This is a genomic window from Desulfoprunum benzoelyticum (assembly GCF_014201505.1).
Taxonomy (GTDB): Bacteria; Desulfobacterota; Desulfobulbia; order Desulfobulbales; family Desulfocapsaceae; genus Desulfoprunum; species Desulfoprunum benzoelyticum.
In genome coordinates this window covers 71,377-98,354 of the sequence record NZ_JACHEO010000003.1, presented here as the reverse complement: position 1 = coordinate 98,354, position 26,978 = coordinate 71,377, and the positions used below count along the sequence as shown (strand labels likewise).

Here is a 26,978-nt window from a genome sequence, read left to right as displayed (position 1 = left end):
CAGGGCAAATGTAATGCTGACCCGGGCTCGTCCGATGCCGCCTGAATGAGGGGTGTATCCGCATCCGGGATGCCTGCCGACCGGCAGAAAATGAAGGAGAATCGCCTTGGATCCCCAACTTTACGAAAAACTCGGCCTGTTCTATCTCGGGCGTCAGCTCGATGGTGCCGGCCAGCCCCCCGCCCAACCGCCCCTTCTGTTCAAGAGCAAGGATTTCACCACTCATGCCGCGATCATCGGTATGACCGGCAGCGGCAAGACCGGTCTCGGCATCGGTCTGATCGAGGAGGCGATTCTCGACAACATCCCCTCCATCATCATCGATCCCAAGGGGGATATGGGCAATCTCCTGCTGGCCTTTCCGGAACTGCGGCCGGAGGATTTCCTGCCCTGGATCGACCCCGCCGACGCCGCGCGCAAGGAGATGACGGTCGAGGCCTATGCCGACAAGACCGCCAGGGAATGGCAGGAGGGGCTGCAGGGCTGGGGTCAGGGCCGGGAGCGGATCGCCGCGATGCTGGCGGCGACGACGATGACCATCTACACCCCGGGCAGCGGCAACGGTGTGCCGGTGTCGGTGCTCAGCAGTTTCCAGGCCCCGGCCGCCGAGGTCGTGGGCGACACCGACACCTTCAACGCCCTGGTCAATTCGACCACCACCAGTCTGCTCGCCCTGATCGGGGTCGAGGGCGATCCTCTGCAGAGCCGGGAGCATATCCTTCTCAGCTCGATCCTCATCCATTTCTGGCGCCAGGGAGAAAGCCTGACCCTCGAGAGCCTGATCGGCAACATCGTCAATCCGCCCTTCACCAAGGTCGGGGTCTTTCCCCTCGACACCTTCTATCCCCAGAGCCAGCGGATGACCCTGGCGATGAGCCTCAACGGGCTGCTCGCCAGCCCGACCTTCGCCGCCTGGCTCCAGGGGGTGCCGCTCGACATCCAGAGGATCCTCTACGGCGACGACGGCCGGCCGCGGACGGCGATTTTTTCGATCTCCCACCTCAGCGACAGCGAGCGGATGTTCTTCGTCACGACTCTGCTGAACCAGATTATCGGCTGGATGCGGCGGCAGTCGGGGACCTCGTCGCTCAAGGCCCTGCTCTACATGGACGAGATCTTCGGCTACTTCCCGCCGACCGCCAACCCGCCGTCGAAACGGCCGATGCTGCTGCTGCTGAAGCAGGCCCGGGCCTTCGGTCTCGGGGTGGTGCTGTCGACCCAGAATCCGGTCGACCTCGACTACAAGGGGCTGGCCAACATCGGCACCTGGTTTGTCGGCCGGCTGCAGACCAGCCAGGACCAGGAGCGGGTACTCGACGGCATTGTCGGCGCGAGCGAGGGCAAACTCGACCGGCAGCAGGTCAAGGGGATGCTGTCGGCGATGAAGGGGCGGCAGTTCGTCCTGACCTCGGCGCACCTCGACGTTCCGCTCCTCTTTGAAACGCGCTGGGTCCTGAGTTACCTCCGCGGCCCGCTGTCGGCGGCCGACATCAAGCGGCTGTCGCAGGGGCGGCCGGCCGGCGGCGAGGAGGGGGCAACGCCGATGAATGCGGTGGTGGCGGCTCCGGTTCCGGCGGGCGCATCCGCCGGCCTGAGCGATCATCCGCCGCTGGTGGCGCAGGGGATCGAGCAGCTCTACCTGCTTCACAACCTGGCGACCGAGCAGCCGGCGTTCGAACCGTGGCTGGCGGCCGCCGCCTCGATCCGATTCTACAACAGCTCGCGCAACATCGATATCGTCGAGGAAAAGACGGTGCGACTGTACCTTCATGAGAATTTCTCGACCCCGGACTGGGCCTCGGCCGAGGAATGTCCCTGCCCTCTCGACCAGTGCGCGCTCCAGGCGCCGACCAACAGCCGCTACTACCCCCTGCCGGAGACCGTGGTCCGGCTCAAGGATCTGGGGGGCCTGGCCCGATCCTTCTCCGATCATCTCTACCACAACAGCAGGCTGGAGCTGTTCCGGGTCGCGGCGTTGAAACTGGAGTCGCGGCCGGGCGAGCAACTGGGTGATTTCAAGGTCCGGCTCGCCGATCTCCTGCGGGAACGCAAGGACGCCGAAGTCGAAAAACTGCGCCAGAGCTATGCGGCGCGGCAGAAACGGCTCGAGGACAGGCTCGACGCGGCCATGAACCGGGTCGAACGGGAAAAGGCCGATGTCGTCGCCAAGACCGCCGACACCGTCATCTCCTTCGGGGCGGCGGTGCTCGGGGCCTTCCTCGGGCGCAGGGCCGTATCGGCGACGACGGTGTCGAAGGCGGCGACCGGGATACGCAGTGCCGGGCGGGTGGCGAGGGAGAAGGGCGACGTCCAGCGGGCCGAAGTCGAGGTCCAGCAATTGCAGCAGGAGCTGAACGGTCTTGGCGTCGAGGTCGAGGCGAAGGCCCTGGCCCTGGCCGATACGTTCAACCCGGAGCACTATACCGTCGAGACCTTTGCCGTCAAGCCGCGGCGCAGCGACCTCTTCAACATCCGCCTGGCACTGCTGTGGCAGATGGTGCCGGAACAGGTGATGCCGGCGGCTTCATGAATACCGGGGATGACAACGGTCTACGATAGCGATCATGGTGATCGCAATTACTTACCAGGAGGGAATATGTCCGAGAAGGGAAAACCGTCGTTTTACAAGAAGATGAACAAGCAGTATCCGGAGATCTTCACTGCCGCCGAAAACCTTGGCACAACCCTGCGCACGGCCGGTCCGCTCGACGAGAAGACCTCGCATCTGATCCAGCTTGCGGCGGCGGCGGCCGGCCACTCGGAGGGGGCGGTATGCTCCCATACCCGACGGGCCCTGCAGGTGGGGGCGACCCCGGAGGAGATCTCTCATACCCTGCTGCTGCTGATCTCGACGATCGGCTTCCCGCAGGTCATGGCGGCGATGTCCTGGGCCCAGCAGGTTGTCGACAAAACGACCAAGGTTAAATAATCCCGGATCTGCACCGCCTGGCGATCAGCGGATAATCAGGTCGTGCAGCTCGTTGGGGTCGTCGGCGGTGATCGGGAAATGGTCGCGGAGGATTTCGCCGACCCTGGCGATCGCCTCGCCGATTGCCTCGCCCTGGCGTTTCTCCTTGATGCCGGAGGTGATGTGGTCGACGATCTCCTGCCACTGTTCCGGCCTGATCCGGCTGTTGATGCCGTTGTCGGCAAGGACCCAGACACGGTGTTCGAGGACCGAGATGAAGATCAGGATGCCGTTTTCCTGTCGGGTCCGGTACAGTCTCTCGTTAAAGAAGGCGGTCACCGCTGCCTCCCGCACCTCTTCGTCGATCTGGTCGGCGTTCAGGAACCATCGCTTCAGCGCCGGTGTGCGTCTGATCAGCGCGTGGGCAGGCAGGGCGAAGAGACAGAAGAGGGCGAGAAAAATCCAGGTGTCCTGGTGGCCGAGCCAGAGCGGGGCGGCAATGAAGGGGGTGAGGGCCAGGGCCGGCGGCAGGGCGAAGACCACCGCCCCGACGATTGCCGCCAGCGGGTAGTCATGACTGGCCGAGACCACCATCGGCACGATCTCGCCCGAGGTCAGTGCTTCGGCCTGGCGGGTGGCCTCGCTGATCCGCTGCCGCTCCGCTGCCGTCAGAAACCGCTGTGCCAGAGTCTGCATTCTACCATCCTCCCGAGGCGCCGCCGCCTCCGAAACCGCCGCCGCCCCCACTGAAGCCACCGCCGCCGCCGAATCCGCCCGAGGCACCACCGAAACCGCCGCCGCTCCAGGTTCCCCGCCCCGACCGGGTCGAGGTGGTTGCACCGGCGATCGCGGCAATCAGGAAACCGGCGACGAAACCGATTGGGACCAGGGCGAGGAGCGTCAGCCAGCGGCCGCCGAAGGCGAGAAAGCCGAGGGTGGGAGCGGCGATGCCGCCGAGGGAGGCGGTCACCATCTTGTTCCTGCCGACAAGCCGGCTGATGAAAAACAGTCCGATCAGAAAAGGCCCGACGAGGCTGCCGAAGTCGACCTGGCCGTCACCGCGCTGGGCCGCGATCTGTTCGGCCGAGAATTCGCCCTTGACGGCCGCCATCATGACGGACACCCCGTTGATGACCCCCTGGTCGAAGCTGCCGTTGCGGAATTGGGGCGTGATGACATCGCGGATGATCCGGCCGGCGGTCAGGTCGGTCAGTCGGCCCTCGAGGCCGTAGCCGACTTCGATCCGGATCTTGCGGTCGTCGCGGGCGACCAGCAGCAGGGCGCCGTTGTCCAGGCCCTGCCGGCCGATCTTCCAGGTCTCGGCGACCCGCAGCGAGAAATCTTCGAGACTGTCGCCTTCGAGCGAGGCCACGGTCAGGACGACGATCTGGGTCGATTGTTCCTGCTCGAAGGCGGTGAGGGATCTTTCGAGCTGATCGACGGTGGCCGGCGCCAGCATCGCCGCGTAGTCGTTGACCCGCCCCTTGAGTGGCGGGATCTCGAGGGCGAGGGCTCGTGTTGCCGGCAGGTGCAGGCAGACCAGCAGCACGGTCAGGAGGATTTTTCCCGGGAGCGGGAGGCGAAATGCGGTCATGATGGGTGAGGCCGTCAGTTGAACTTGACCTGCGGTGCGGCCTTGGCCCCTTCGTCGGCCTTGAAGTATTCCTTGCGATCCAGGTGCAGCAGGATCTTGTTGGTCAGGCTCTCGGGAAACCGGCGGATTGCCGCGTTGAAATCCTCGACGGTCTGGTTGTAGCGCTGGCGGGCGACGTTGATCCGATTTTCGGTGCCCTCGAGCTGGGTCTGGAGGTCGAGGAAATTCTGGTTGGCCTTGAGGTCGGGATACTGTTCGACGACGACCATCAGCCGGCTCAGGGCCGAGGTCAGCCCCCCCTGGGCGGCCTGGAACTGCTGCATCGCCCCCGGATCACTCAGGGCCTGCGGCGGCAGTTGCACCGAGGTGGCCTTGGCCCGGGCCGTGATGACCGCCTCGAGGGTCTCCTGCTCGTGCTTGGCGTAGCCCTTGACGACCTCGACCAGATTCGGGATCAGGTCGGCGCGGCGCTGCAGAGTGGACTCGATGTCGGACCACGCCTTGAAGACGGTTTCCTCTTTCATCTGCAGGGCATTGTAGCCGCAACCGCTGAGAAGAAAGAGGGAGAAGATGATGGTGGCGAGACGGGCAAAAGGTGTCATGGAACCCTCCTGGGAAATGGATATCCGGGTGCGTATCGGTCCTGCCGGCAGGGGCGGGCCGGTGGTTGCTGCCTGGCTCCATGATAGTCCTTCCGCCGATCCATGTCCATATCGTTCCGATGGAAAACCTGCTGGGCGATTGGATGCAGCGGCTGCCCGCCGGTTGCGGGCAGATTCCGGTTCCATGATTTTTTACATGAAATATCAAATAAATGATATCCGGACGGCAATGTACGGGAATGGACATTTGAGGATGAAAGTGCTAAATACCCGTGTGGGGATTCCCTCCCCTGAGCAACTGTACCTGTTCTCGCTGCGCAGCGCCACTTTCGGGAGAAAAAATGGAAAGACTTGGAGTGATCGTTTTCGCCGCCGCCCTCGGCACCGGCTTCTATTACTGGTTTGCCTCGATGATCAAGAGGCAGCCGATGCAGGACTACATCCGTTCCCATCTCTGGCTGCTGCACCCGAATTCGATCTGCTACTGGCGGACGGCGATGGCCCTGGGGGGCTATGTCCTTTATTTCCATACGACCTTCCAGGCGACGGCGATCATCATCTTCACCTTTGCCGCGATCCTCGACGGGGTCGACGGAGTCGTGGCGCGGGGGATGAACCTCGTTACCAAGTGGGGGGAATCTCTCGATCCGATGTGCGACAAGCTGACCTATCTGCCGCCGCTCATCGGCTTCGCCTACCTCGGGATCATGGCCCCGGAACTTATCTGGCTGCTGGTTGCCGTCGAACTCTTCGGCCAGTTTTTTGCCAGGAAGCTGCTCTCCTATCTCAGTTTTTCGGTGGCGGCCAACAATTTCGGCAAGATCAAGGCCATCATCTGTTTCGCCCTCGTCATCTACTGCGCCCTGCTCGACAGCAACCCCGGCTTCGTCAATATCGGCAACGAGGTGCTGATTGCCTGCATCACCCTGTCGGCGGCGTCGATCGTTTTCAAATTCATTCCCAACCGGCTCTACGCCGATATCCTGTCGACGCTGAATTTCTTCTGCGGCCTCGCCAGCCTGATCCTGACTTACGACCGGCGTTTCGCCTGGGCGATCTTCGCCATTGTCCTCGGCCAGTTGTTCGACCTCTTCGACGGCCGGATGGCGGTCAAGCACGGCGGCACCAAATACGGACCGTACCTTGACGATATCGCCGACTTCACCAGTTTCGGCCTCTCTCCCGCCTATATCATCTTCAAATCCGGCGGCGACTATGCCTGGTTGTTCGGGACGCTGTTCTTTGTCGGCGTCGCCTACCGCCTGGTGCGGTTCGTCACCGTCGACAAGAAGCGGACCGATCTGCCCGAGGGCGTGTTCAACGGTCTGCCCAGCCCGGCCGGGGCGCTGATCGTTCTCGGCGCCGCCCTGGTCGCCCCGCCGGTCGTTCTGTGGGGCATCGCCGCTGTCTCGGTCGGGTTGATGGTCAGCCATGTGCGCTTTGCCCATTTCGGCCGGGTGATCCTCAAACAGATACCCAAGCCGTTGTTTTTCCTGGTAAGCGCGTTGATGATCATCACCATCGCCTTCATCCTCAAGACCAAAAGCGCCCACCTTTTCGGCTACCTGATCCTGACCTCGGTCTTCGGGTATCTGATTGCGGGGAGGAAGATGCTGCCCTCCCGGCCCGCTCAGGACGATCATTCCTGAGTCGCGGCATCATTGCGGGATCAACGGGGGAATACCGCCCCGGCCGCTGTGAAGGGGGGAGCGCTAGAGTCCCCAGGCGAAGGCGGCCATCGACAGGATGCCGTACTCTATCCGGTGCTGGATCCTGCGGCCGCCGGTTTTCCCAGCGGCGGCGCCTAACGGGGCGAAGAGCGGCAGGATGTGATCTTCGCTGGGATGGTTGCGTCGGGCCTCCGGGCCAAGGTCCCGGTAGTCCAGCAGGTCGTTGACCGCGTTGCGTTCGATGCGTTCCGCCAGCCACTCGTCGAAGGCCGCGGCATAGGCGACCGGCGGGGCATCGATCGGGTAGCGCCCGAATTCCCGCAGGTTGTGGGTGGCGCCGCCGCTGCCGATGATCAGTATGTTTTCCTGGCGCAGCGGGGCGAGGGCCCGGCCGAGGTTGTAGTGATGGCGGGTGTCGCGGTCGGTCTGGATCGATAACTGGACGACCGGAACGTCAGCCGCAGGGAACATCAGTTTCAGCGGCACCCAGGCCCCGTGGTCGATGCCGCGATGTTCCGAGACGAAACAGAGGATTCCCGCCGCCACCAGACTGTCGGCGATCCTGGCGGCGAGCGCCGGTTGCCCCGGGCAGGGATAGCGCGTGGCGTACAGTTCGGCCTCGAAGCCGGAGAAATCGTGAATCGTCGGCGGCAGGTCGACACCACTGGTCAACGGCTCGTCGGTGTCCCAGTGGGCGGAGATGCAGACGATCGCCGCCGGTCGGGTCAGGGATTGCCCCAGGTCCCGGAAGAAGCGGCAGTTGTCATCGTCTTTCAGGATCAGATTGGGGGCGCCGTGTGAGACGAAGAGCGCCGGTTGCTTCATCATGCGGTATCTCCCGGAGGCGGATTCGCCCTTTCCCCGCCGCCGCAGGACCTGCCGCGGGGAGAGGCGATGGAGGGCTGAAGATGGGTGGACGCGGCGCCTTCGCTGCCTTTGCCGTGGCAGCTCATTTTCTGCCCGGGCCGCTCCCGTCGACCTCCACATACCCCTTGCCGTGGCAGGTCGGGCATTCCTGGTCCGGGGTGCACTGGGTGTCATTCTTTTCGTCTTCGCTGGTGCCCCTCCATTCCGAGCTGGCCTCGCAGACTCCTTCGATGATCTTCTTTCCCTGACAGGTGGGGCAGGGCCGTCTGTTTGTCTCTGACATGGCGAACTCCTTCTGGTAAGAGAATGATGGGCACGATGACCGGGTCATCCGGCCTGTCGTGGTTATTCTTCCTGGTCGAGAACGACGTAATCTTTCAGCTTCTCCAGCAGCGAATCGGGCAGCGGCCGGTTGTACATGAAGGCGGCCGCCTCCTCGCCGGTGATCTTCTCCTTGACTGCAAGCGGCAGGGAGCGCAGCACGGCGACCCGCTTGGGATCCGGTTTTTCCTTGAGCTGTTCTGGTGGGGCCATATTCTCTCCTTTTGGCTCTGAATACTCGCCTGCTTCGCCTTAGCTCCGGTTTCAACGGGTGTTCCCGCGCCCAGGCCTCGGCGATGCGCTGTCATATACGTTTACTGGTTGTGCTTCGGCCCGGGGAAGTCAATGCGACCGATCTTCATTTCACCGTTGCACCCGGCGATTCGGTGCAGCCGATAAATCGACCGGCGACGCCCCTCGCCCCGCCTTTTCCCCGGTTGGTCTGCATCCAACGGCCATGGCCGCCGCGATCTTCAGAGAGGCGGGACGACGGCGCTGACCCTTATTTCCAGTAGTACAGCGCCGTCGCGCCCAGTTCCTGCTCGATCTCGAGCAGCCGGTTGTATTTGGCGATGCGCTCGCTGCGGCTGGCCGAACCGGTCTTGATCTGGCCGCCGTCCATCGCCACCGCGAAGTCGGCGAGGAAGGTATCCTCGGTCTCGCCCGAACGATGGGAGATGAAATAGCGCCAACCGGCATCGCGGCACATCCGCACCGCATCGATACTCTCGGTGACGGTGCCGATCTGGTTGAGCTTGATCAGTACCGAGTTGGCGGTCTTCTCCTGGATGCCGCGCTCGATATAGCGGGTGTTGGTGACAAAGATATCGTCACCGACGACGTCGATGCGGTGGCCGAGTCTTTCGGTGAAACGGCGGAAGCCCTCCCAGTCGTTTTCGGCCAGCGGATCCTCCCAGGTCAGGATCGGGTACTTGTCCACCCAGCGTTCGCCGAGGGCGATCATGTCGGATGACGACAGCCGCCCGCCGCCGGAACGGCTCAGTTCGTAGGTCGTGCCGAGGTCGGGGGAGAACGAGCTGGCGGCGCTGTCGAGCGAGATGCCGATATCGACCCCGGGGCGGTAGCCGGCCTGTTCGATGGCCTCGATGATGGTCTCGATCGCCTCTTCGTTGCTCGCCAGATTGGGGGCGTAACCGCCCTCGTCGCCGACGCCGGTCGCCAGGCCGCGGGACTTGAGGATCTTCTTCAGGGTGTGGAAGGTCTCGGCGATGGAGCGCAGGCCTTCGCCAAACGACGGCGCCCCGAACGGCACGGCCATGAATTCCTGGATGTCGACGCTGTTGTCGGCATGGGCCCCGCCGTTGATGATGTTCATCGCCGGCACCGGGATGCGGCGGCAGGCGGTGCCGCCGAGGTAGCGGTAAAGGGGCAGGCCGAGCGAGGTCGCGGCGGCCCGGGCGACCGCCATCGACACGCCGAGGATGGCGTTGGCGCCGAGGGTCGACTTGTTGGGGGTGCCGTCGAGGTCGATCATCAGTTCGTCGATGGTGGCCTGGTCGCCGGCGGCCATCCCGATCAGCCGGGGGGCGATGACCGCGTTGACGTTGGCCACCGCCTTCAGCACCCCCTTGCCGAGATAACGTCCGGCGTCGCCGTCGCGCAGCTCGATGGCCTCATTCTCGCCGGTGCTGGCCCCGGAAGGTACGGAGGCCGACACGGTCGTCCCGTCGTTCAGGGCGACAAAGACCCGCACCGTCGGGTTGCCGCGGGAATCGAGTATTTCCATCGCCTTGACTGCCGTGATCTTTCCTGTCATGAGCTTTTCCTCCATGGTGCAGCGGGTGGGGCTGCAGTGCCGTGCGGCCTGCCGAAGAAGTCTGAATCATTGTATGTCTCCGCCATAGCCCAGGTCAAGTACCATTGCATCCGGGCCGCCCCTGTTCCGTTGCCATCCGCCGGGAGGAACGGCGAAGGGGCAGCGGTGTCTTGTCCTTGACAGGCAGGCATCGGCGCAGGTATTGTCGTGTAGTATCGCTATCTACCTGCTGCTTATCAACAACCTGGGAGGGAGGAACACTACATGAAAATTCTTGTCGGCTATCGGGGAGTGAATGTCGGAAAGGACCTGCTGAAAGAGGCGGCCAAGCGGGCCCGGACCGGCGACGACGAGGTCCATGTCGTCACTTCGATGTTCGGAGGGGGGATGACGGAGGAAGAAAAGATCAGGGAGGCCGAGGAGAATCTCGTCAAGGCCGGACAGTTCCTTGACGAACAGGGGGTGAAGAACGAGACCCATCTGCTGATCCGCGGCAGCACCCCCGGCGAGGATCTCGTCCAGTACGCGCGAGAGAACGGGTGCGACGAAATCATTCTCGCCGTCAAGAGCCGGTCGAAGGTCGGCAAGCTGATCTTCGGTTCGACCGCCCAGTATGTCATCCTCAAGGCCGACTGCCCGGTGGTCTCGATCCGCTGATCATTCCCGGCGGATGATCCAATCGGGCCTGCCCGCCGGAGGCGGGGGCCGGCAGCCGTTCAGCGGCTCTCCCTGTTTTCTTCCCTTCTCTTGAGACCGAGGTTGCCGGCGTAATGGGCCAGCACCTCGGCGATCTCCCGCTCGATCCGTGGCTCATCCCATCCCAGTTCGCCGGCCATGACCCCGGCGATTGCCCGCAGATCGTGACGGTCCGGACAACCGGTGGTGCCGCTGTCGGTCCGCCGCAGGACGACATCGCTCAGCTTGACGGCCATTTCCTCGCGGACGGCGTTTATCACCTCGGCCGCCAGCAGCGGCGGGTCGAGCCGCAGGTAACAGGCCGACCGTTCATCAGCGGCGATGATCCGGAAGATCTCGACACAGTCCGGACCATAGACCTGTTCGATGTGACGAAAGCGCCGGCCATATGCTTCGACCAGTCTCCGGTCGGCGAAACCATGGGGCCGGGGGCCGACAGCGGCGGTTCCGTCGGCGCTTCCGCCGGCCGCCAGCAGCTGTTCGACCTCCCTGGCAATGGCCGGAGCGGTGGTGTACTTCACCCCCTCGATCGTCAGCAGGCCCTTGATGCCATCCTGGCGCGTATGGTCGATGATCTTCGAGTGCTTGACCATCTGCGGGGCGGCGCTGTGGCGCACGCTGCCGGTGGGCCGGTAGGCGGGGACCAGCCCGGCGTGGCTGAAGATCACATCTTCCATGGTCAGTCGGGCCATCGGGTAGATGGTGTTGACCTCCCTCAGGATTTCGACGATGTCCTCGTCGGTGACGATTGTCGCCGTGTCCTGCCCGGCGGTGTACTTGTAGGTGGTGCCGATGATCGTCCGGTTCTGCCAGGGAGCGAAGAAGTACAGCCGTTTGCCGCGTTTGAAGGCGGCGTCGCGGTCGACATAGTCGGTGGAGCCGGCGAGTCCCACCCCGTAGCCGGGGAAGAGGGCGCGGTCGACGACGATGTTGACCGCCTTGGCCAGGTCCTCGGTCGTCGGCAATTGCCGGGACCGGCGCTGGATCTCGCCCAGCCAGGGCCCGGCGGCGTTGATGACGAGCGGAGCGTTGATGGCGAAGGCGGTGTTGCCGAGCCGGTCGCTGACCTCCACCCCCCTGACCTCCCGGTCGGCGATGATGATCCGGTCGGCCTGGAGGTAGTTGGCGCAGACGGCATCGTGGCGCATCGCCGCCTTGATGAAGGCCAGGGTCATCCGCTCGGTGTTGACGATCATGTCGTCGTACCACAGGGCGGCGCCGGTCAAGCCCTCGGCCTTGATCCCCGGACCGATCGCCAGGCACTCCCGCCGTGACAGGATCCGGCCGCGCCCGGCCCGGTTGGCCGGCGGGGCGCCCTGGTTGCGGTCGCAGCCGACGAGATCGAAGAGGGTGAGGGCGATCGCCATCACCGGCCGGCCTTGAAGGCCGAGGCCGTAGGTCGGCATGATGCAGGGCATCGGCTTGATCAGGTGCGGAGCCATCGCCATGAAGAGCTTGCGCGAACGGATCGATTCGCGGATGCGGTGGAAGTTCAGGTGCTGCAGGTAGCGCAGGCCGCTATGCAGTATCTTCAGGCTGTTGGCCGAGGTGCCGCTGCCGAAATCGTTTCTTTCGATAAGGGCGATCTTGAGGCCGGCGGCGGCGAGCTGGCGGAAGACGGTGGCGCCATGGATGCCGCCGCCGACGACGACGGCGTCGAATTGGTGGTCGCGGAGGAGAGAGAGGTCTCGTTTCATGATCAGGGGTGGATGAAGTGGTTAAGGCTCAGCTGAGCCGCAGGGCGATCTGGTCCCGGCAGAAATGCCAGGGGGATTCGAGGCTGCCGAAGGGTTGGAACCGGGTAGCGGCGGCCGGCAGGGTTTGAGCCAGGGAGTGGCCGGGCCGGGCCGGATCGAAGGGGCCGTCGATGAGGCTGCCGAAACTGCCGGGACCCCGCCGCTTGAAACTGCAGCGCAGCGGGTCGGAACCGCGGAGGATCCTGATCCCCCCGGCCGTGGCCTGCCGGAACTGCGGCACGAAGGACCAGAACGCCGGGCGGCCGCCGTTGTCGCCGACCAGGATCGGGCCTTCTTGACTGCCGGCGAGAAAATCGCTGATGACCCTGCCTCGCCGGCCCAGCCATTTGCCGACGCCCCAGGGCAGCAGCGGCAGGCCGCCGACCTGCCGCACCCGTCGTACCGTCGCCTGGAGATCGATCCCGTCGGCGATCTCGGGCAGGGCGCAGAGCGCCAGGACCTCGAGGTTCTCGGCGGTGACGATCTGTTGACCGGCGATGAGGTGGATCGTGTCGCCGCTGCGGTTGCGGGCCTGCAGCGAGATGGCCTCTTCGGTCGCCTCGAGCCGCCAGGCGGCAGCTGTCATAGTCGGCAGCGGTTTCGCCGTGAACTCCTTGAGGGTCGCAAAGGTCGGTCGGGCGGCCGGCTCGGTCAACAGCAGGGCGGCGGTCAGGGGCTTGTCGCCGAGGTTGCGGCGCAAGGCCGCAAGGGCTGAATCGAGCAGGGCGGCGGGGTCGCTCAGGTCATGGAAGTGGACATGGCTGTCAACGGCGACGATGGTGCCGAGTGGGGGCGAAATCGGGGGCATGCGATGTTCGGGATAGAGTGAAGTCGGATCGGCCGGGCTGCGGTGGTCGATCCTGCCGGAACCTGTGCCGGGGTGGGACGCGGTGGTGAATCTCATAGCCAATGGCATGGCTCCTGTCAAGGCTTTTCCCGGCTGGTCCTGGGGGCGGGCAGGGGAGTGCGGGCGGCAGGAATCGCGAAAACCTGTTGCCCTCGGACCGCCGCTGCGCTAGGATGGCCGCATTTTTCCAGAGGGCAACGGGGGCCGGGGGAAGACGTCCCGGTCCGGATGACAGTCAGCGCCAGGAACCAGGCGCCGGAGGGGGAGAAGATCGTGGTGGAGAACGTACTGGTCACCGGCGGCGCCGGGTATATCGGGAGCCATACCTGCAAGGAACTGGCGAGCAACGGGCTGGTGCCGGTCAGCCTCGACAATCTGGTTTACGGCCATCGCGAGTTCGTGCAGTGGGGTCCCTTCGTTCAGGGCGACATCGCCGACGGCCGCCTTCTCGATGCGCTGTTTGCCGAACACCGGTTTGCCGCCGTCATCCATTTCGCCGCCTTCGCCTATGTCGGCGAGTCGGTTCAGGATCCCGGCAAATACTACCGCAACAACGTCGCCGGGACCATCAGCCTGCTCGAGGCGATGCGCCGGGGCGGCTGCAGCGACATCATCTTCTCCAGCACCTGCGCCACCTACGGCATGCCCGACGCCGACCTGATCGGCGAGGAGACGCGACAGGAGCCGATCAATCCCTACGGTCGCGGCAAGCTGATGGTCGAGACGATCCTCAGGGATTACCAGGCCGCCTACGGCATCCGGCATGGCATCCTCCGCTACTTCAACGCCGCCGGCGCCGATCCGGACGGGGCAATCGGCGAGCGCCACGACCCCGAGACCCATCTGGTGCCGCTGGCGATCAGGGCGGCGCTGGGGCAGGCCGGCCCGCTGACGATCTTCGGCAGCGACTACCCGACCCCGGACGGCACCGCGATCCGCGATTACATCCACGTCACCGATCTCGCCGACGCCCATGTCCGCGCCCTGACCCACCTGCGTCGGGAACGGGCCAGTGTCGTCTGCAACCTCGGCACCGGCCGCGGCTCTTCGGTCCAAGAGGTGATCGAGACGGTGGCCGCAATTGCCGGGCGGGAAGTTCCGGTGCTGCGGGGGGCCCGGCGTCCCGGCGACCCGCCCCGCCTGGTCTCGGCCAATGGCCGGGCCCGGGAGGTCCTCGGCTGGGTGCCGCAGCGGTCGGCGATCGCGACCATCGTCGCCGACGCCTGGAACTGGCACAGCCGGGAGGGGTGAGGGTGGAAGGCGTTTCGGCCATTGAGAGATTGTCATCTGCGGCCGAATGATTTAGACTTGCATGCCTTCGGCACAGCGAAGGAATGCTGGAATCGACGTATTTTTAATAAATTGACCGGGAAACAGGCCGAAGGAGTGTCTCCTTCGCCCGTTTCCGGCCGACGAGGTACACCATCATGATCAATTCCGTCTGTCTGCTCGGTTCCGCCGCCGGCCGCAACGCCGGCGATGCCGCCTTGATCTCCGGCATAATGGAGGCCATCGACCTGCGCCTGAAGTGCCGGCTCCTCTACCGGGTCCCGACCCTCTTTCCCCGTTTTGTCGAACAGACCTACCGCCACAACCGGGTCGAGGCGGTCAACGTCATGCCCTGGACCGGCTCGCTGAAGCTGCTGGGGTGGCCGACCTACCGCGCCGTCACCACCAGCGACCTGTCCCTGGTCTTCGATGCCGTGCTCTTCGATCGTTCGCTCTTCAACCCGATGTTCAACTTCCTGTCGTCGCTCTATTTTCTGCTGCCGGCGGCGAAGAAGGCGGGACGAAGGGTCGGTCTCTACAACTGCGGGGTCGGGCCGATCACCACCGACCTCGGGGCGAAGATGCTGAAAAAGGTCTGCGACAGCTGCGATTTCATCACCGTGCGGGAGGAGGGCTCGGCCGAGGTCCTGCGGCGGATCGGGGTGCCGGACAGCCGCTTCCTCGTCACCGCCGACGCCGCCCTCAACGCCCCCGGGATCAGCGACGGGGAGATCGACTCGATCTACCGTACCATCGGCCTCAATCCCAACCAGGAGATCCTGGCGATCAACATCAACAAGTACCTCAACACCTGGTCGGAGCAGAGCGGGGTGAAGCTCGATGTCGGCGGCTTTCTCGACCTGATCGCGACCGCCATCAACCAGCTGTGCCGGACGGTGGCGGCGCCGCTGCTGCTCGTCAGCACCTACCACGGCGATATCGAACTGACCGCCGAACTGCGCAAGCGCCTGCAGGTCAGCCAGCCGGTGGCGGCGATCGACAACCGCCAGTATGACCACTACCAGATCAAGGGGGTGCTGTCGAAGGTGTCGATGCTGTTCGCGATGCGGCTGCATGCGATGATCCTGGCCTCGTCGTCAGGGACGCCGATTGCCGGCCTGGCCTACCAGCCGAAGGTCCAGCACTACTTCGATCAGCTGGGGATCGCCGATTCCTGCACCGATTTCCAGCAGTTCAGCAGCGAGCGGATTCACCGTTTTCTCCTCGCCAACTGGGAGAGGCGGCAGGCAACGCGGGATATCCTGGCCGAGCGGATCCCGCAGCTGCAGCAGAAGGCGATGATCGCCGCCGACTGCGTCGCCGAACTCGATGCCGGACGTTGAGGAAAGACCGGGGCGATGACCGCACACAAGATTCTCTACATCCTGCCGCAACCCTTCCTTCTCTCGCGCGGCAGCTCCTTCCGGGCCCTGGCCACGGTCAACGCCCTGGCCGAACTCGGCTACCGGGTCGACCTGCTCTGCTATCCCCTGGGGGTCGATCCGAAAAAGAAAAAATACGAGATCCACCGGTCCCTGCGGCCGCCGCTGCTGACCTCGGTGAAGATCGGGCCGTCGCCGCAGAAGGTCATCTTCGACATCCCCCTGGCCTGCGCCGCCCACCGGATGGTGCGGCGCAACGGCTATGCCGTCATTCACGGGGTGGAGGAGGCTGGCTTCATCGCCGCCTGGCTGGGGAAAAAGTACAATGTCCCTTATATCTACGACATGCACTCGTGGATGTCGCAGCAGATCGAGGACGGCAACTACCTGCCGTTTGCGCCGTTGCTGGCGCTGTTCAGGAAGATGGAGTCACGGGCGATGCAGCGGGCCCGGGCGATCATCACCGTCGGCCCGGAGATGACCGAAATCCTGCGGACGAAGCTGGCGCCGGGTGTCTATGCCGCCACCCTGCCGGACTGCCCGCTCGTCTTCGACGATCTCGACACCGGCGACCTGCGGCAGCGGATTACGCAGGAATTCTTTGCCGTGCCACGCAAGGTCATCCTCTATACCGGCAATTTCCACCCCTACCAGGGTATCGATCTGCTGCTGGAGGGCGTCAGGGAACTGAAGGCCCTGGTGGCCGGCCGCTTTCCCTTCGCCCTGCTGCTGGTCGGCGGCGGCGAGGGCGAGGCCGGATCGGTGGCCGCCTACCGCCAGAAGGTCGCGGATCTGGGGATTGCCGAGGAGGTGGTGTTCTGCGGCGCCCATCCGGCCGAGGCGATGCCGATCTTCATGGACGGGGCCGATCTCCTGGTGTCGAGCCGCAGCACCGGCAACAACGTCCCCCTCAAGATTTATACCTATCTCGCCTCCGGCCGGCTGCTGGTGGCGACCGACATCCCCTCCCACACCCAGGTGCTCAATCCCGGCAATTGCCTGCTGGCGAATCCGGACCCGGCGTCCCTGGCCCGCACCCTCTACCGCGGCCTGGCCGAGATCGGCGACGAGGAGCGGCAGGTGCTGACGACTGCGGCCCGGCGGATCGGCGGCGACGAGCAGCACCGGATCTTCAGCGGCGTGCTCCGCGACTGCTACGCCCACTGCACGGGCTGATCCCTACAGCCAGCCCTTGTCCTGGTACCACTTCACGGTCTCGATGATCCCCGAGCGGTTGGAATAGACGTTTTCGAAGCCGAGTCGGGTGCGGATCTTCGAGGTGTCGAAGGAGCGGTCCTTGGTGTAGAAGGCCACCCGGCGGCGGTAGATCGGCGGCTCGATCTTCAGCGGCTTGCACACCAGTTCGCAGAGGTCCCCCAGCCAGAAGAAGGGGGTGACCGGCAGCCGCAGGATCTTCGGCATATGGCCGGTGACCTCGGCGCTGATTCCGACCATGTCGACCAGCGAGATCGCCTCGGGGTCGCCGCAGAGGAAGACCTCGTTCTCGGCCGCCGGGTGGGTCGCGGCCAGCAGGAAGGAGTTGGTCAGGTCCTCGACGTGGGTCAGGTGGTAGAGGCACTTGCCGTAGCCGAGGATCGGAAATACCGGCCACTGCGCCATCTTGAAGACCTTCAGCAGGCGGCGGTCGCCGGGGCCGTAGATGCCGGTGGGGCGGATGACGGCGAGCGACATCCCGCTTTTCTTTGCGAAATCCCTGAGCCACAGTTCCGCCTCGAGTTTGGTCTCCTGGTAGAGATCGCCGGGGCCGTAAGGCGATTCCTCGTTGGCCGGCGGGTTCTCGATGTGGCCGTGCACCCCCATCGTCGACACGTGGACGAAGCGCTTGAATCCCGGGATGGCCGTCGCCGCCCGGGCCAGCAGTTTGGTGGCGTCGACATGGACCTTGCCGTAGATGTCGTCGGAGATTCCGGCCTCGCGAAAGGCGGCGGCGATATGGATGATATAGTCGATATCGCGGCAGGCGGCCGCCACCGTCGCCGGGTCGTAGATCTGGCCTTCGAAGACTTCGCAGCCAAGGGCTTTCAACTCTTCGGCGCGGCGGGAGGGGCGGGCGATAACCTTGACCCTGACCTTTTCATTGAGGAGTTTGTCGACCAGCCAGCGGCCGGTGAAACCGGTGGCGCCGGTGATGAGCACGGAGGAGTTGTCTGGCAGCGGATATTTCATGACCGGATGGATGTCCTGGGTGGTAATAAATGAGGTGGATTCGATGGCCGTTGGGGATTGGCGTCGGCAACCGCTCCACCCTGACTGTCGGTGGCAGTCAGGGTGGAGATCGATCGGGAGTCGCGGTGTACTATGAAAGTACGCTGATGGCCTTGTGGTAGTCGGGTTCCTGGCCGATTTCCGGCACCAGTTCGGTGTAGACCACCTTGCCGTCGCTATTGATGATGACGACCGCTCTGGCCAGCAATCCCGCCAGCGGCCCGGTGGTTATGGTGACGCCGTAATCGCTGCCGAAGGTAGGTGAGCGGAAGACCGACAGTGGGATGACGTTATCCAGGCCGTCCGCCTCGCAGAACCGTTTGTGGGCAAACGGCAGATCGGCGGAAATGCACAGCACGACCGTATCCTTCTGGAGGATGGCCTCGGCGTTGAAGCGGCGCACCGAGGCGGCGCAGACGGACGTGTCGATGCTGGGAAAGATGTTGAGGACGACCGTCTTGCCGGGAAAATCGTCCTGGCTGCAATTGGAAAGATCGGTCCGGGTCAGGGTGAAGGCCGGCGCCTGGCTGCCGATGGCCGGCAGATTGCCTGCAGTCTCGATTGGATTGCCTTTCAGTGTGATTGTCGCCATCAGTGTACTCCTGAGTGAAGGTTTCGGGCAACGCGATCCATCCCGCGCTACCGCATCTGGGTACGACTCTTGAACAGCAGGTATGCACAACAACTATTCGTATCCTGCGCCCTTCTGTCAAGAGGGGCGTCTGATCGCGGCTCGCCGGCGGGGCGTCAGTACCTGGCCGGCCGGGGGGCTTCGGGGCCTGGGCCCTTGCCGACGGCGTAGCGGCTGGGTTCATCGTAAAAGGTGATGTCGGCGTAACCGGCATGAACTCTGCCCGAATGGCGGACCCCGGCCGGGATGTGGTAACGGTCGCCTTTGCAGAAGGTGAACTCCTGGCCGTCGATGACGAGATCGATACGCCCTTGAAGGACGAAGCCGGTCTGGGCGCTGTGGGCGTGCTCGGGGAGATCGACATCGTCGGCGAACTCCATGAACAGGATCTGGTGGGAGACGGCCTGGGAGAGGAAGGCGGTGGCGCCGTCCAGCGGGATATCGGCCAGGGGCAGGGCGGTGATCGAGTCGGGGAAGATGCTGGTCATTGGTTGTCCGTGTTGGCAGAGATGGCCGGATGGCAGTGTTGGAGGTTGTCGGCGTGGGTTTGATGGTAGAACGGGGTGAGATCGCCGAGGTTCATGGGCGGCCGACCGGCCCCCAGGTCTTCGAGATAGTCGAGCGTTCGGCGGATGATCTCCTTGCCGCCCCAGGGCCCGTGGGCGGGGACCACGGTCGTCACCCGCGGGTCGGCCAGCCACCGCTCGAGTTCGCTTTGCCACCGATTGAGCCGGCAGCCCGGCGGGATGCAGGGCAGGGGCGTTTCGACCGTGTCGCCCATCAGCAGCAGGCGGTGCTCGGGGATCAGGCCGACGATCGAATCCGGGGTGTGGCCGGGCAGCGCCCGCAGCTCCAGGCTCAGCCCGCCCAGATCGAGAACCATCTGTTCGTCGAACACCTCATCCGGCGGCAGCAGGCGGACGGCGTCCCATCGCCCTGGTTCCTCGATCCGGCGCTGCTCCAGGGTGGTGGGGACGTCGGCGTCGAAGCGGCGGCGGCAGAGGCGGTGGCCGACAACGGAGAGACCGGCGCCGGCCACCGCCGCCGTCCCCCAGGCATGGTCCCAGTCGGCATGGCTGTAGACGACGATGCGGCGACGGTCGTTCAGCAGCGGCAGCAGGGGCTGCAGGTCGTCCGGGTGGGTCAGGGTGTCCCAGATGACCACCGCCTCCGTGCCGAAAATCGCCGCGCCCCGGACCAGGAAGTCGGGGAAATCGACCTCGGTCAGCACGATCCGGCGGTTGAACTGGTAGAGCGTCGTCATGATCCGTTGATATCGGTTGAATATGCCTGCCGGCCGTCATCCGGCCCGGTTGTCGAAATGTAATTGGCCCGGCTGTCGATGCAAAGGAAATTCCGCTGCGCCGACCAGAAAGCCGCCGGGCGCAGAGGTCCTTGGACAGGCCCGGCAAAAGATGGTAGGATGGGGGGTATCAGAGCCGGACAAGGTTTGCCCGGCTGATATCGTTCGTGAACGACGGAGTGCGCGCCGGCGTGCTCCGGCAACTCCGTGCCGCAACTGCCGATGACCCTGCCGAAACTCGAACTCGCCGATCTCGCCCGCGCCGGTCATGTGACCCGCTGGCACAGCGTCCGTACCTCCCGGGACCAGACCCTGGCCGAGCACCTGTTCATGGTGACCCGGATCGCCAATCATCTGGCGAGGGACTTGTTCGGGCCCGATCTCGACGATGCCGCCCTGCTGCGGATCATGGAATACGCCTCGCTGCACGACGCTCCGGAACTGCTGATGGGCGATCTGCCGAGCCCGCTGAAACGGCATATCGAGGCGATCAGCGGCGCCGACAACCCCGTGCGCGAGATCGAGAGGCAGATCGCGCCCTGGCTCGAGGACATGCGGGAGGACATCCGCCGGCGCAACCCGGAGCATCTGGTGGCGATCAAGCTGGCGGACCTGATCGATGCCATCCTGTTCATCGACCACGAGGGTATCGGTCCCCATGCCCGCGCCGTCTGCAGCGGGCTGCACCAGATCTTCGGAGGCAAGATCGACGAGGCGAAAGACCTGTATCCCGGCTATCCCTGGGACAAGGCCGTGTCCCTGCTGGAGACCCTGCGACAGGACACGGCCGCCGCCCAGATCGCTTTCGAACGGACATAGGATTGTCGGCGTCGAGGCCATCGGCGCCAGGGGTTCCACACTGCAGGAAGTGGTCGAACAACAACCGGCGTCAGGTATCGACCGGCCCGGACTGACTGAGGATCCGCCGGGTCTGGGCGGAAAGGTACGGATTGTCGAGGAGGAGGGAAGATGTCCTTTGCGGCGCGACTCAGCCACTGTGAATGCTGCCCGCGGCACTGCGGGGTCGATCGGCTGGCCGGCGAGGCTGGATTCTGTCGGGTGCCGCCCGGCATCCTGATCTCCCATGCCGGTCTCCATTTCGGCGAGGAACCGCCACTGTCCGGCAGCCGCGGGTCGGGGACAATCTTCTTTGCCGGCTGCAACCTGCGCTGCGTCTTCTGTCAGAATTACCAGATCAGCCAGGAGTTCGAGGACAATCCGACCTGGCTGCTGACGATCGACGAACTGGCCTCCATCATGCTGCAGTTGCAGGACGAGGGCGCCCATAATGTCAACTTCGTCTCCCCCTCGCACATGGTCCTGCAGATGGCCGATGCCATCGTCCTGGCCAGGGCCCGGGGGCTGAAGATCCCGGTGGTCTACAACTCGAACGGCTACGACGAGGTCGAGACCCTCAGGTTGATCCGGGGCCTGGTCGACATCTACCTGCCCGATTTCAAGTACCTTCACAATGCCCTGGCCGGCAGACTGTCGGCGGCCGGCGACTACGCCGATATCGTCCCCGGCGTTCTGCGGGAGATGCTTCACCAGGTCGGGAACCTGCAGCTCGATGAGGCCGGGATCGCCACCCGGGGGCTGCTGGTGCGCCATCTCGTTCTGCCCGGCCACCTCGACAACAGCCGCAGATGCCTCAAGTTTCTGGCTGAACTGTCGCCGGATATCGCCGTCAGCATCATGTCGCAGTATTCGCCCCAGTACCGGGCCTGCCAGTATCCCGGAATCGATCGGACCCTGACGGAGGAAGAGTATGATGACATCATGGGTTATGCCCTCGATCTCGGGCTCGACAACGCCTTTATCCAGGAACTGACAAGCCAGGATCTGCTGATCCCCGATTTCCGCCAGAACCGGCCGTTCGAGGCCGCCGATGATGATGGTTCCGAACAGGCCGACGCCGGCAGGATCAAAAGATGGCAGCCCTGAATTTCCCGCCGGCCCTGGCGGTGGTCTGAAGGCAACAACCGACAATTTCCACATTACCGACACATGCATCCCACGATTCGAAAGGCGCTGACCAACAGATACCTGATCATTGCAGCGGTCGCCGTGCTGCTGTATGCCCTTGCCGGTTTTGTCGCGGCGCCGAGGATCCTGCGATGGTATGCGCCCGGCTATGCGGCCCGGCATCTTGATTGCCGGGCCGCGGTCGACAGGATCGCCATCAATCCCTTCCTGCTGACCATCGATGTCAACGGCTTCAGCCTGCAGCAGACGGATGGATCGCCGCTGGTGAGCTTCGAACGGCTGTTCGTCGACCTCGAGGCCAGCAGTCTGTTCCAGTGGGCCGTGGTGCTGCGGGAGATCGCCCTCACCCGGCCGGAGGTGCATCTGGTCGCCGAGGCCGACGGTTCGTTCAATCTGGCGAGGCTGGCCGCCTCGCCGTCGCCGACTGCGGCGGACAAACCCGATACCGGCCCCCTGCCGTTGATCCTCGGCAATGCTGCCATCCGCGACGGGAGACTGGTCGTGGTCGACAGGCGCCCGAGCACCCCGGCCGGTTTCACGCTGCACAACCTCGACTTCGACCTGCAGGGCCTGGCCACGGTCAGGGATCATAGCGGCGCCTGCCATCTTGCCGCCGTCACCGACGAGGGCGAGTCGATCGGCTGGGAGGGCGAGATCGCCCTGGCCCCGTTCCGTTCAAGCGGCAGGCTCACTCTCAATGCCGTCCGGACCGCCAGCCTGTGGCAATTCGTCCGCGACAGCGTCAACCTGGAGGAACCCGAGGGGCGGATCGATCTCGCCACCGCCTACCGGTTCAGCGCCGAATCCACCCCGATTCACCTGACCCTGGAAGGGTTGGATCTCTCCGTCACCGAGCTGGCGCTCAAACTGCCCAAGGCCGAGAAGGCCTTGTTCCACGCCCGAAAGCTGGAACTGGAAGCGCCCCGTTTCGATTCGGCGAGCCGCGAACTGCAGGTGACCCGGCTGCTGCTGGGAGGCGGCGCCATCGACGCCCGGATAAACGATGCCGGCGTTCTCAACCTGCAGCAGGTCGTCCGGCAGGCATCGTCGCAAAAAACCGAGCCGCAGGAGCCGCCGCCGGCCGCCGTCGACCGGCCCTTCACGGTCAAGGCAAACGCCGTTGATCTGGAGGATATCGCCATTACCCTCGATGACAGGAGCCGCAAGGTCCCGGTCAAGGCGGTGGTCGCCGGCGCCGATCTCCATCTCCAGGCGGAACTTGCCGTCGGCGGCGGATCGACCCGAGCCGTCCTGGGCCGGATCGCCGGCGAATGGCGGGGCATCCGGGTCGACCGCGGCCAGTCGCCGCAGCCGCTGTTTGCCGTCGAAACGCTGACGGCGGAAGGCGGTGAATGCGATCTCGGCGCCCGGTCGTTTTCCCTGGAACGGCTGGCGCTGCGCCGGGGCGGGCTGGACGTCGCCCGCGATGGCGCAGGAAACTTGAACTGGGGGCAGCTACTGGAGCCGAACGCCAAGGTCGCGAAATCAGGCAAGGCCGCCCCGGCCTCCGATCCCGGCCCGGCGTGGAAATACCTGGTCAAATCCTTCGAGGTCGAAGGATTCACCGCCGGCTTCACCGACCTGACGACGCCGGCGGCAACGCCCGTGGTCAATCTCCAGGATTTCAAGGCCAGGCTGACCGGGATCGACGGCCGATCACCGATGGGTTTCACCGCCGGATTTCAGGTGGCACCGGGGGGGACGGCAACCATCAGCGGCACGGTCGACCCCGCCAAGCCGGCGGTGGAGGCCGAGATCGAGGCGACCGATGTGGCGCTGACCTCCCTGCAGCCCTATCTTCAGCCGTATGTCACCCTGCAGCTGGAGTCGGCCCTGGCCTCCGCCAAAGGCAAGCTGCGGTATGGCTTTCCGGGTGAGTCGGCAAAGGCAGTCTTTGCCGGGAATTTCAGCCTCAACAAGCTGCGGCTGACCGATCCCGCGGCCGAGAAGCCTTACCTCAGTGTCGATGCCGTCCGCTTGCCCAAGTTCAGTCTGACGCTGCAGCCGAATGGGCTCAAGGCCCAGGAGATCAGGATCTCCCGACCGGTCGGGGAGTTGATTATCGGCGAGGACAGGACCTTGAATATTGCCAGGGTCCTGAAAGATCGGCCGGCCGCCGGTCCTGCCCCATCCTCGGCGGTGTCGGCGGTTGAAACCAGGCAGTCCCAAGACGGCGATGACGCCTTTGCCTTCGATGTTTCCCGCATCCTGGTCGACAAGGGCGATATGGTCTTTGCCGATCTTAGCCTGCAACCGCAGTTCAGGACCCGCATCCATCACCTCGAGGGCGTCGTCGCGGGGCTGTCGTCGAAGCCCGACGCTCAGGCCCGGGTCAAGCTCGACGGGCAGGTCGATCGTTTCGGGATTGCCAAAATCAACGGGGTGATCCGAACCGATGATTTCCGCCGTTCATCCGATCTCAACATGATCTTCCGCAACCTCGAGATGCAAAGCCTGTCGCCGTACTCGGGCAGATTCGCCGGCCGTTTCATCAAGTCGGGCAAGATTTCCGCCGATCTCAAATACAAGCTGCAGGACTACCGGATGATGGGCGAGAATAAGATCGTCATCGACAACCTGATTCTGGGCGAGCGGGTCGACAACCCCGATGCCGCCAATCTCCCCCTGGATCTGGCCCTGGCGCTGTTGCGGGATGCAAGCGGCCGGATCGATATCGGTCTGCCGGTGACCGGCGATCTCAACGATCCCCGTTTCAGCTTCGGTTCGCTGATTGGCAAGATGTTTGCCAACCTGATCACCAAGACGGCAACCGCCCCGTTCCAGGTTCTGGCGAAGATGTTCGGCGGCAAGGCGGAAAAATTCGATATGCTGGCGTTTGATCCGGGCAGCGCCGAACTCCTGCCCCCGGAAAAGGAAAAACTGATCAAACTCGCCGCTGCCCTGGGAAACCGGCCGCAGCTCAAGCTGATCGTCCAGGGGCGCTACAGCCCCGAGGCCGACGGCATCGAGCTCAGGACCCGGAGCGTCCGCCGCACGGTTGCCGCCCGCCTGGGGAAAGAGATCGCGCCGGAGGACAACGTCGGCCCGCTCGATTTCAGTGACCTCGACGTCCGCGAGCTCCTGGAGGAACTGTATCGAGAGCGGTTCGGGCCGCAGGCGCTGGAGGAACTCGAAGAGGTCTTCGCTGCGGCAAAGCGGCAGCCTCAAACATCTGCAGCCGCCGGCAGGAAAGAGGATCCGGAAGAAGGAGGGCGGCCGCGGCAGGCGGTCCGGTGGGCGAAGGAACTGTACGGCCGGCTCGTTGACAGCGAAGCGGTGGCGGATGCCGATTTCCGGCGGCTTGCCGAGGAGCGGGCGCAATTGATCGTCTCCAGGCTGGAAAGCAAAGGCCGGATTGCGAAGGCCAGGATCGCCGTCAAGGCCGCAGAGCCGCTGCCCGCGAAAGCGCAGCCTTCTGCCACGCTCGCTCTCGAAGCCCTGTAAGCGCGGGCTGCGGCGGGGCCAATACCAACAAGGGGCATGAGCCATGAACAATCTGGTGCCGACCGTGCTGCTGGTTCTCCTTGCCTTCGGCCCGGCAACGGCGGGTGAACAGGATTTCACCCTGGTCAACAGGACCGGAGTCGAGATCTATGAGCTGTATATCAGGCCGGCCTTTGCCGATGACTGGCAGGAGGACGTGCTGTCGGCCGATACTCTGCCGGACGGACAGGAAATCGAAATCAGTTTCGACCTGGAGGAAGAGGCTGATTACTGGAATATCAGGGTCGTCGACGGTGAAGGCGATGCGATCGACTGGCCGGAGGTGGACCTTACCGAAATCTCGACGATCGTGCTGTCGTTCGAGGACGGTCTGCCGATGGCACGCTACGAATAGCGAACACCGCCCGCTGCCGTTTCGGTCCGGTCCGCCATTCCTGCTTGCGTTTGTCGCCCCCGGTGTGTAAAGAAAGCCGGTGAGGTCAAGAATCTCTATTCCTGGACAGGCAGAGAAGCGGAATGGCATTTATCCCTGTGGTCGGTACCTCGATCAGAAGACAGCTCGAAGAACGGGAGGAACAGATCCTCTCTCCCTACGCCACCCTGAACAAGCGATCCAGGGGGCGAATCAAGCCGGAGGATGACGATCTCCGCGACATCCGTCTGCCTTTCCAGCGCGACCGGGACCGCATCACCCACTCGAAAACCTTCCGCCGTCTCAAGCACAAGACCCAGGTTTTCCTGGCCCCGACCGGCGACCACTATCGGACGCGGTTGACCCACGTCCTCGAGGTCTCCCAGATCGCCCGCAGCATGGCCACCGCCCTGTGCCTCAACGAATGCCTGACCGAGGCCATCGCCCTCGGCCACGATCTCGGCCATACCCCGTTCGGCCACGCCGGCGAGGCGACCCTCAACGAACTTCACCCCGGCGGTTTCCGCCACTATATCCACAGCCTGCGGGTCGTCGACACCCTGGAGAACGGCGGCCAGGGCCTCAACCTGACCTTCGAGGTCCGCAACGGCATCGTCAAGCATTCCAAAGGCAACGGCGATATTCTGCCCAAAGATACCGCGGAGATCGCGGTGACCCTCGAGGGCCAGTTGGTCCGGCTGGCCGACATCATCGCCTACGTCAACCACGACATGGACGATGCCCTGCGTTCGGGGGTGCTGAAGGGCAAGGATCTGCCGCAGAAAATCAAGAACGTCGTCGGTGAGCGGCATTCGAAACGGATCGGGGCGATGGTCCGGGACCTGATCGTCGAGACCCTCGGGGCGGATGACGGCCGGCTCCACGTCAGCGAGGCGATGCTCGAGGCGATCACCGACCTCCGCGCCTTTCTGTACGACAACGTCTATCGCTATTACAAGGTCCACAACGAATTCGAGAAGGCGCAGAAGATCATCCGCGAGCTTTACGGCTACTTCTTTGAGAACGGCCTCTCGGGGCGGATCGACGAGGGCTGGGAACCGGGCGAGGAGGAGAGCGACTGGCCGAACGAAAAGATCGCCCACCGCCGGGTCTGCGACTATATCGCCGGGATGACCGACCGCTATGCGCTCAATCTCTACGAGCAGATCTTCCTGCCCAAGCCATGGGGGGCCAGGTAGGGGCCGCTTGCCGCCACCGTTCGGCTCGCTCTCGCATTGGCCCGAAATGGCCGCATTTTCCCTCTTCTTCACGGAAAAACTGTTGAATTAAAGATCCTTCCTAGGTAG

At 64.3% G+C, this 26,978-nt stretch carries 25 protein-coding genes; 12 read left to right on the top strand and 13 right to left on the bottom strand.

Going from position 1 to position 26,978, the window contains the following annotated elements:
* Positions 1–106: 106 nt before the first annotated feature.
* Together HNQ81_RS04650 and HNQ81_RS04645 are read left to right on the top strand one after the other, a co-directional pair.
* Positions 107–2,530 (top strand): ATP-binding protein, encoded by a 2,424-nt coding sequence (locus HNQ81_RS04650; protein WP_183348804.1) that lies wholly within the window; start codon positions 107–109, stop codon positions 2,528–2,530.
* A gap of 66 nt (positions 2,531–2,596) precedes the next feature.
* Positions 2,597–2,929: a carboxymuconolactone decarboxylase family protein gene (locus HNQ81_RS04645; RefSeq protein ID WP_183348802.1), complete on the top strand. Its 333-nt coding sequence runs from the start codon at positions 2,597–2,599 to the stop codon at positions 2,927–2,929.
* A gap of 24 nt (positions 2,930–2,953) precedes the next feature.
* Here the strand turns inward: HNQ81_RS04645 and HNQ81_RS04640 are convergent, their stop codons facing one another.
* The 3 genes from HNQ81_RS04640 to HNQ81_RS04630 are packed head-to-tail and all read right to left on the bottom strand — an operon-like array spanning position 2,954 to position 5,104.
* On the bottom strand, positions 2,954–3,604 hold the full coding sequence (locus HNQ81_RS04640) for a TPM domain-containing protein (RefSeq protein WP_183348801.1): 651 nt from the start codon (positions 3,602–3,604) through the stop codon (positions 2,954–2,956).
* 1 nt (position 3,605) lies between these two features.
* The gene (locus HNQ81_RS04635) at positions 3,606–4,502 is read right to left on the bottom strand and encodes a TPM domain-containing protein (protein WP_183348799.1); all 897 of its coding nucleotides are present in this window, start codon (positions 4,500–4,502) and stop codon (positions 3,606–3,608) included.
* Positions 4,503–4,516: 14 nt separating this feature from the next.
* Positions 4,517–5,104, bottom strand: coding sequence for a LemA family protein (locus tag HNQ81_RS04630; protein ID WP_183348797.1), 588 nt, complete (start codon positions 5,102–5,104; stop codon positions 4,517–4,519).
* A 341-nt stretch (positions 5,105–5,445) separates the two neighbouring features.
* Between HNQ81_RS04630 and HNQ81_RS04625 the strand changes: the two genes are divergently transcribed.
* Entirely contained in the window at positions 5,446–6,753 is a 1,308-nt protein-coding gene (locus HNQ81_RS04625; protein WP_183348795.1) for a CDP-alcohol phosphatidyltransferase family protein, read from the top strand.
* A 63-nt stretch (positions 6,754–6,816) separates the two neighbouring features.
* On the opposite strand, the gene HNQ81_RS04620 is transcribed toward HNQ81_RS04625, so the two are convergent.
* From HNQ81_RS04620 to eno, 4 genes are all read right to left on the bottom strand, one after another.
* Complete coding sequence (locus HNQ81_RS04620) at positions 6,817–7,602, bottom strand: DODA-type extradiol aromatic ring-opening family dioxygenase (RefSeq protein WP_183348793.1); 786 nt, start codon at positions 7,600–7,602, stop codon at positions 6,817–6,819.
* Positions 7,603–7,723: 121 nt separating this feature from the next.
* The gene (locus HNQ81_RS04615; protein WP_183348791.1) at positions 7,724–7,924 is read right to left on the bottom strand and encodes an ankyrin; all 201 of its coding nucleotides are present in this window, start codon (positions 7,922–7,924) and stop codon (positions 7,724–7,726) included.
* Between the two features lie 62 nt (positions 7,925–7,986).
* Positions 7,987–8,175 carry a hypothetical protein gene (locus HNQ81_RS04610; RefSeq protein WP_183348789.1) on the bottom strand — a complete coding sequence of 63 codons (189 nt, stop codon included), beginning with the start codon at positions 8,173–8,175 and terminating at the stop codon, positions 7,987–7,989.
* Between the two features lie 289 nt (positions 8,176–8,464).
* The gene (gene eno / locus HNQ81_RS04605; RefSeq protein WP_183348787.1) at positions 8,465–9,739 is read right to left on the bottom strand and encodes a phosphopyruvate hydratase; all 1,275 of its coding nucleotides are present in this window, start codon (positions 9,737–9,739) and stop codon (positions 8,465–8,467) included.
* A 264-nt stretch (positions 9,740–10,003) separates the two neighbouring features.
* On the opposite strand from eno, the gene HNQ81_RS04600 reads away from it, so the two are divergent.
* Positions 10,004–10,396: a universal stress protein gene (locus HNQ81_RS04600; protein WP_183348785.1), complete on the top strand. Its 393-nt coding sequence runs from the start codon at positions 10,004–10,006 to the stop codon at positions 10,394–10,396.
* Positions 10,397–10,455: 59 nt separating this feature from the next.
* Here the strand turns inward: HNQ81_RS04600 and HNQ81_RS04595 are convergent, their stop codons facing one another.
* On the bottom strand, positions 10,456–12,132 hold the full coding sequence (locus HNQ81_RS04595; RefSeq protein WP_183348783.1) for a glycerol-3-phosphate dehydrogenase/oxidase: 1,677 nt from the start codon (positions 12,130–12,132) through the stop codon (positions 10,456–10,458).
* A gap of 28 nt (positions 12,133–12,160) precedes the next feature.
* Positions 12,161–13,081, bottom strand: a complete 921-nt coding sequence (locus tag HNQ81_RS04590) for a hypothetical protein (RefSeq protein WP_183348781.1) — start codon at positions 13,079–13,081, stop codon at positions 12,161–12,163.
* A 165-nt stretch (positions 13,082–13,246) separates the two neighbouring features.
* On the opposite strand from HNQ81_RS04590, the gene galE reads away from it, so the two are divergent.
* The 3 genes from galE to HNQ81_RS04575 all read left to right on the top strand — a co-directional run bounded on the left by galE (position 13,247) and on the right by HNQ81_RS04575 (position 16,845).
* Positions 13,247–14,269, top strand: coding sequence for a UDP-glucose 4-epimerase GalE (gene galE, locus HNQ81_RS04585; protein WP_183348779.1), 1,023 nt, complete (start codon positions 13,247–13,249; stop codon positions 14,267–14,269).
* 176 nt (positions 14,270–14,445) lie between these two features.
* Positions 14,446–15,630, top strand: coding sequence for a polysaccharide pyruvyl transferase family protein (locus HNQ81_RS04580; protein ID WP_183348777.1), 1,185 nt, complete (start codon positions 14,446–14,448; stop codon positions 15,628–15,630).
* A 15-nt stretch (positions 15,631–15,645) separates the two neighbouring features.
* Positions 15,646–16,845, top strand: a complete 1,200-nt coding sequence (locus HNQ81_RS04575) for a glycosyltransferase (RefSeq protein WP_183348775.1) — start codon at positions 15,646–15,648, stop codon at positions 16,843–16,845.
* Positions 16,846–16,848: 3 nt separating this feature from the next.
* Here HNQ81_RS04575 and HNQ81_RS04570 read toward each other — a convergent pair whose 3' ends face one another.
* The 4 genes from HNQ81_RS04570 to HNQ81_RS04555 all read right to left on the bottom strand — a co-directional run bounded on the left by HNQ81_RS04570 (position 16,849) and on the right by HNQ81_RS04555 (position 19,790).
* Positions 16,849–17,856, bottom strand: a complete 1,008-nt coding sequence (locus HNQ81_RS04570; RefSeq protein WP_183348773.1) for an NAD-dependent epimerase/dehydratase family protein — start codon at positions 17,854–17,856, stop codon at positions 16,849–16,851.
* 130 nt (positions 17,857–17,986) lie between these two features.
* Positions 17,987–18,487, bottom strand: a complete 501-nt coding sequence (tpx, locus tag HNQ81_RS04565) for a thiol peroxidase (protein WP_183348771.1) — start codon at positions 18,485–18,487, stop codon at positions 17,987–17,989.
* 155 nt (positions 18,488–18,642) lie between these two features.
* Complete coding sequence (locus tag HNQ81_RS04560) at positions 18,643–19,014, bottom strand: cupin domain-containing protein (RefSeq protein WP_183348769.1); 372 nt, start codon at positions 19,012–19,014, stop codon at positions 18,643–18,645.
* Positions 19,011–19,790, bottom strand: coding sequence for an MBL fold metallo-hydrolase (locus tag HNQ81_RS04555; protein ID WP_183348767.1), 780 nt, complete (start codon positions 19,788–19,790; stop codon positions 19,011–19,013). The genes HNQ81_RS04560 and HNQ81_RS04555 overlap by 4 nt, the downstream gene beginning before the upstream one ends.
* Positions 19,791–20,051: 261 nt before the next feature.
* Here HNQ81_RS04555 and HNQ81_RS04550 point away from each other — a divergent pair, with 261 nt between their 5' ends.
* The 5 genes from HNQ81_RS04550 to HNQ81_RS04530 all read left to right on the top strand — a co-directional run bounded on the left by HNQ81_RS04550 (position 20,052) and on the right by HNQ81_RS04530 (position 26,870).
* Positions 20,052–20,648, top strand: a complete 597-nt coding sequence (locus HNQ81_RS04550) for a YfbR-like 5'-deoxynucleotidase (RefSeq protein WP_183348765.1) — start codon at positions 20,052–20,054, stop codon at positions 20,646–20,648.
* A gap of 150 nt (positions 20,649–20,798) precedes the next feature.
* On the top strand, positions 20,799–21,773 hold the full coding sequence (locus HNQ81_RS04545) for a radical SAM protein (protein ID WP_183348763.1): 975 nt from the start codon (positions 20,799–20,801) through the stop codon (positions 21,771–21,773).
* A 63-nt stretch (positions 21,774–21,836) separates the two neighbouring features.
* Entirely contained in the window at positions 21,837–25,259 is a 3,423-nt protein-coding gene (locus tag HNQ81_RS04540) for a DUF748 domain-containing protein (protein WP_183348761.1), read from the top strand.
* A 43-nt stretch (positions 25,260–25,302) separates the two neighbouring features.
* Entirely contained in the window at positions 25,303–25,653 is a 351-nt protein-coding gene (locus HNQ81_RS04535) for an argininosuccinate lyase (protein ID WP_183348759.1), read from the top strand.
* Between the two features lie 122 nt (positions 25,654–25,775).
* On the top strand, positions 25,776–26,870 hold the full coding sequence (locus HNQ81_RS04530; protein WP_183348757.1) for a deoxyguanosinetriphosphate triphosphohydrolase: 1,095 nt from the start codon (positions 25,776–25,778) through the stop codon (positions 26,868–26,870).
* Positions 26,871–26,978 lie beyond the last annotated feature (108 nt).

Coding starts and splice junctions, on each gene's coding strand:
- HNQ81_RS04645 (WP_183348802.1), top strand. CDS start 2,597: ATGTCCGAGAAGGGAAAACCGTCGTTTTACAAGAAGATGAACAAGCAG.
- HNQ81_RS04640 (WP_183348801.1), bottom strand. CDS start 3,604: ATGCAGACTCTGGCACAGCGGTTTCTGACGGCAGCGGAGCGGCAGCGG.
- HNQ81_RS04635 (WP_183348799.1), bottom strand. CDS start 4,502: ATGACCGCATTTCGCCTCCCGCTCCCGGGAAAAATCCTCCTGACCGTG.
- HNQ81_RS04630 (WP_183348797.1), bottom strand. CDS start 5,104: ATGACACCTTTTGCCCGTCTCGCCACCATCATCTTCTCCCTCTTTCTT.
- HNQ81_RS04625 (WP_183348795.1), top strand. CDS start 5,446: ATGGAAAGACTTGGAGTGATCGTTTTCGCCGCCGCCCTCGGCACCGGC.
- HNQ81_RS04620 (WP_183348793.1), bottom strand. CDS start 7,602: ATGATGAAGCAACCGGCGCTCTTCGTCTCACACGGCGCCCCCAATCTG.
- HNQ81_RS04615 (WP_183348791.1), bottom strand. CDS start 7,924: ATGTCAGAGACAAACAGACGGCCCTGCCCCACCTGTCAGGGAAAGAAG.
- HNQ81_RS04610 (WP_183348789.1), bottom strand. CDS start 8,175: ATGGCCCCACCAGAACAGCTCAAGGAAAAACCGGATCCCAAGCGGGTC.
- eno (WP_183348787.1), bottom strand. CDS start 9,739: ATGACAGGAAAGATCACGGCAGTCAAGGCGATGGAAATACTCGATTCC.
- HNQ81_RS04600 (WP_183348785.1), top strand. CDS start 10,004: ATGAAAATTCTTGTCGGCTATCGGGGAGTGAATGTCGGAAAGGACCTG.
- HNQ81_RS04595 (WP_183348783.1), bottom strand. CDS start 12,132: ATGAAACGAGACCTCTCTCTCCTCCGCGACCACCAATTCGACGCCGTC.
- galE (WP_183348779.1), top strand. CDS start 13,247: ATGACAGTCAGCGCCAGGAACCAGGCGCCGGAGGGGGAGAAGATCGTG.
- HNQ81_RS04580 (WP_183348777.1), top strand. CDS start 14,446: ATGATCAATTCCGTCTGTCTGCTCGGTTCCGCCGCCGGCCGCAACGCC.
- HNQ81_RS04575 (WP_183348775.1), top strand. CDS start 15,646: ATGACCGCACACAAGATTCTCTACATCCTGCCGCAACCCTTCCTTCTC.
- HNQ81_RS04570 (WP_183348773.1), bottom strand. CDS start 17,856: ATGAAATATCCGCTGCCAGACAACTCCTCCGTGCTCATCACCGGCGCC.
- tpx (WP_183348771.1), bottom strand. CDS start 18,487: ATGGCGACAATCACACTGAAAGGCAATCCAATCGAGACTGCAGGCAAT.
- HNQ81_RS04560 (WP_183348769.1), bottom strand. CDS start 19,014: ATGACCAGCATCTTCCCCGACTCGATCACCGCCCTGCCCCTGGCCGAT.
- HNQ81_RS04555 (WP_183348767.1), bottom strand. CDS start 19,790: ATGACGACGCTCTACCAGTTCAACCGCCGGATCGTGCTGACCGAGGTC.
- HNQ81_RS04550 (WP_183348765.1), top strand. CDS start 20,052: ATGACCCTGCCGAAACTCGAACTCGCCGATCTCGCCCGCGCCGGTCAT.
- HNQ81_RS04545 (WP_183348763.1), top strand. CDS start 20,799: ATGTCCTTTGCGGCGCGACTCAGCCACTGTGAATGCTGCCCGCGGCAC.
- HNQ81_RS04540 (WP_183348761.1), top strand. CDS start 21,837: ATGCATCCCACGATTCGAAAGGCGCTGACCAACAGATACCTGATCATT.
- HNQ81_RS04535 (WP_183348759.1), top strand. CDS start 25,303: ATGAACAATCTGGTGCCGACCGTGCTGCTGGTTCTCCTTGCCTTCGGC.
- HNQ81_RS04530 (WP_183348757.1), top strand. CDS start 25,776: ATGGCATTTATCCCTGTGGTCGGTACCTCGATCAGAAGACAGCTCGAA.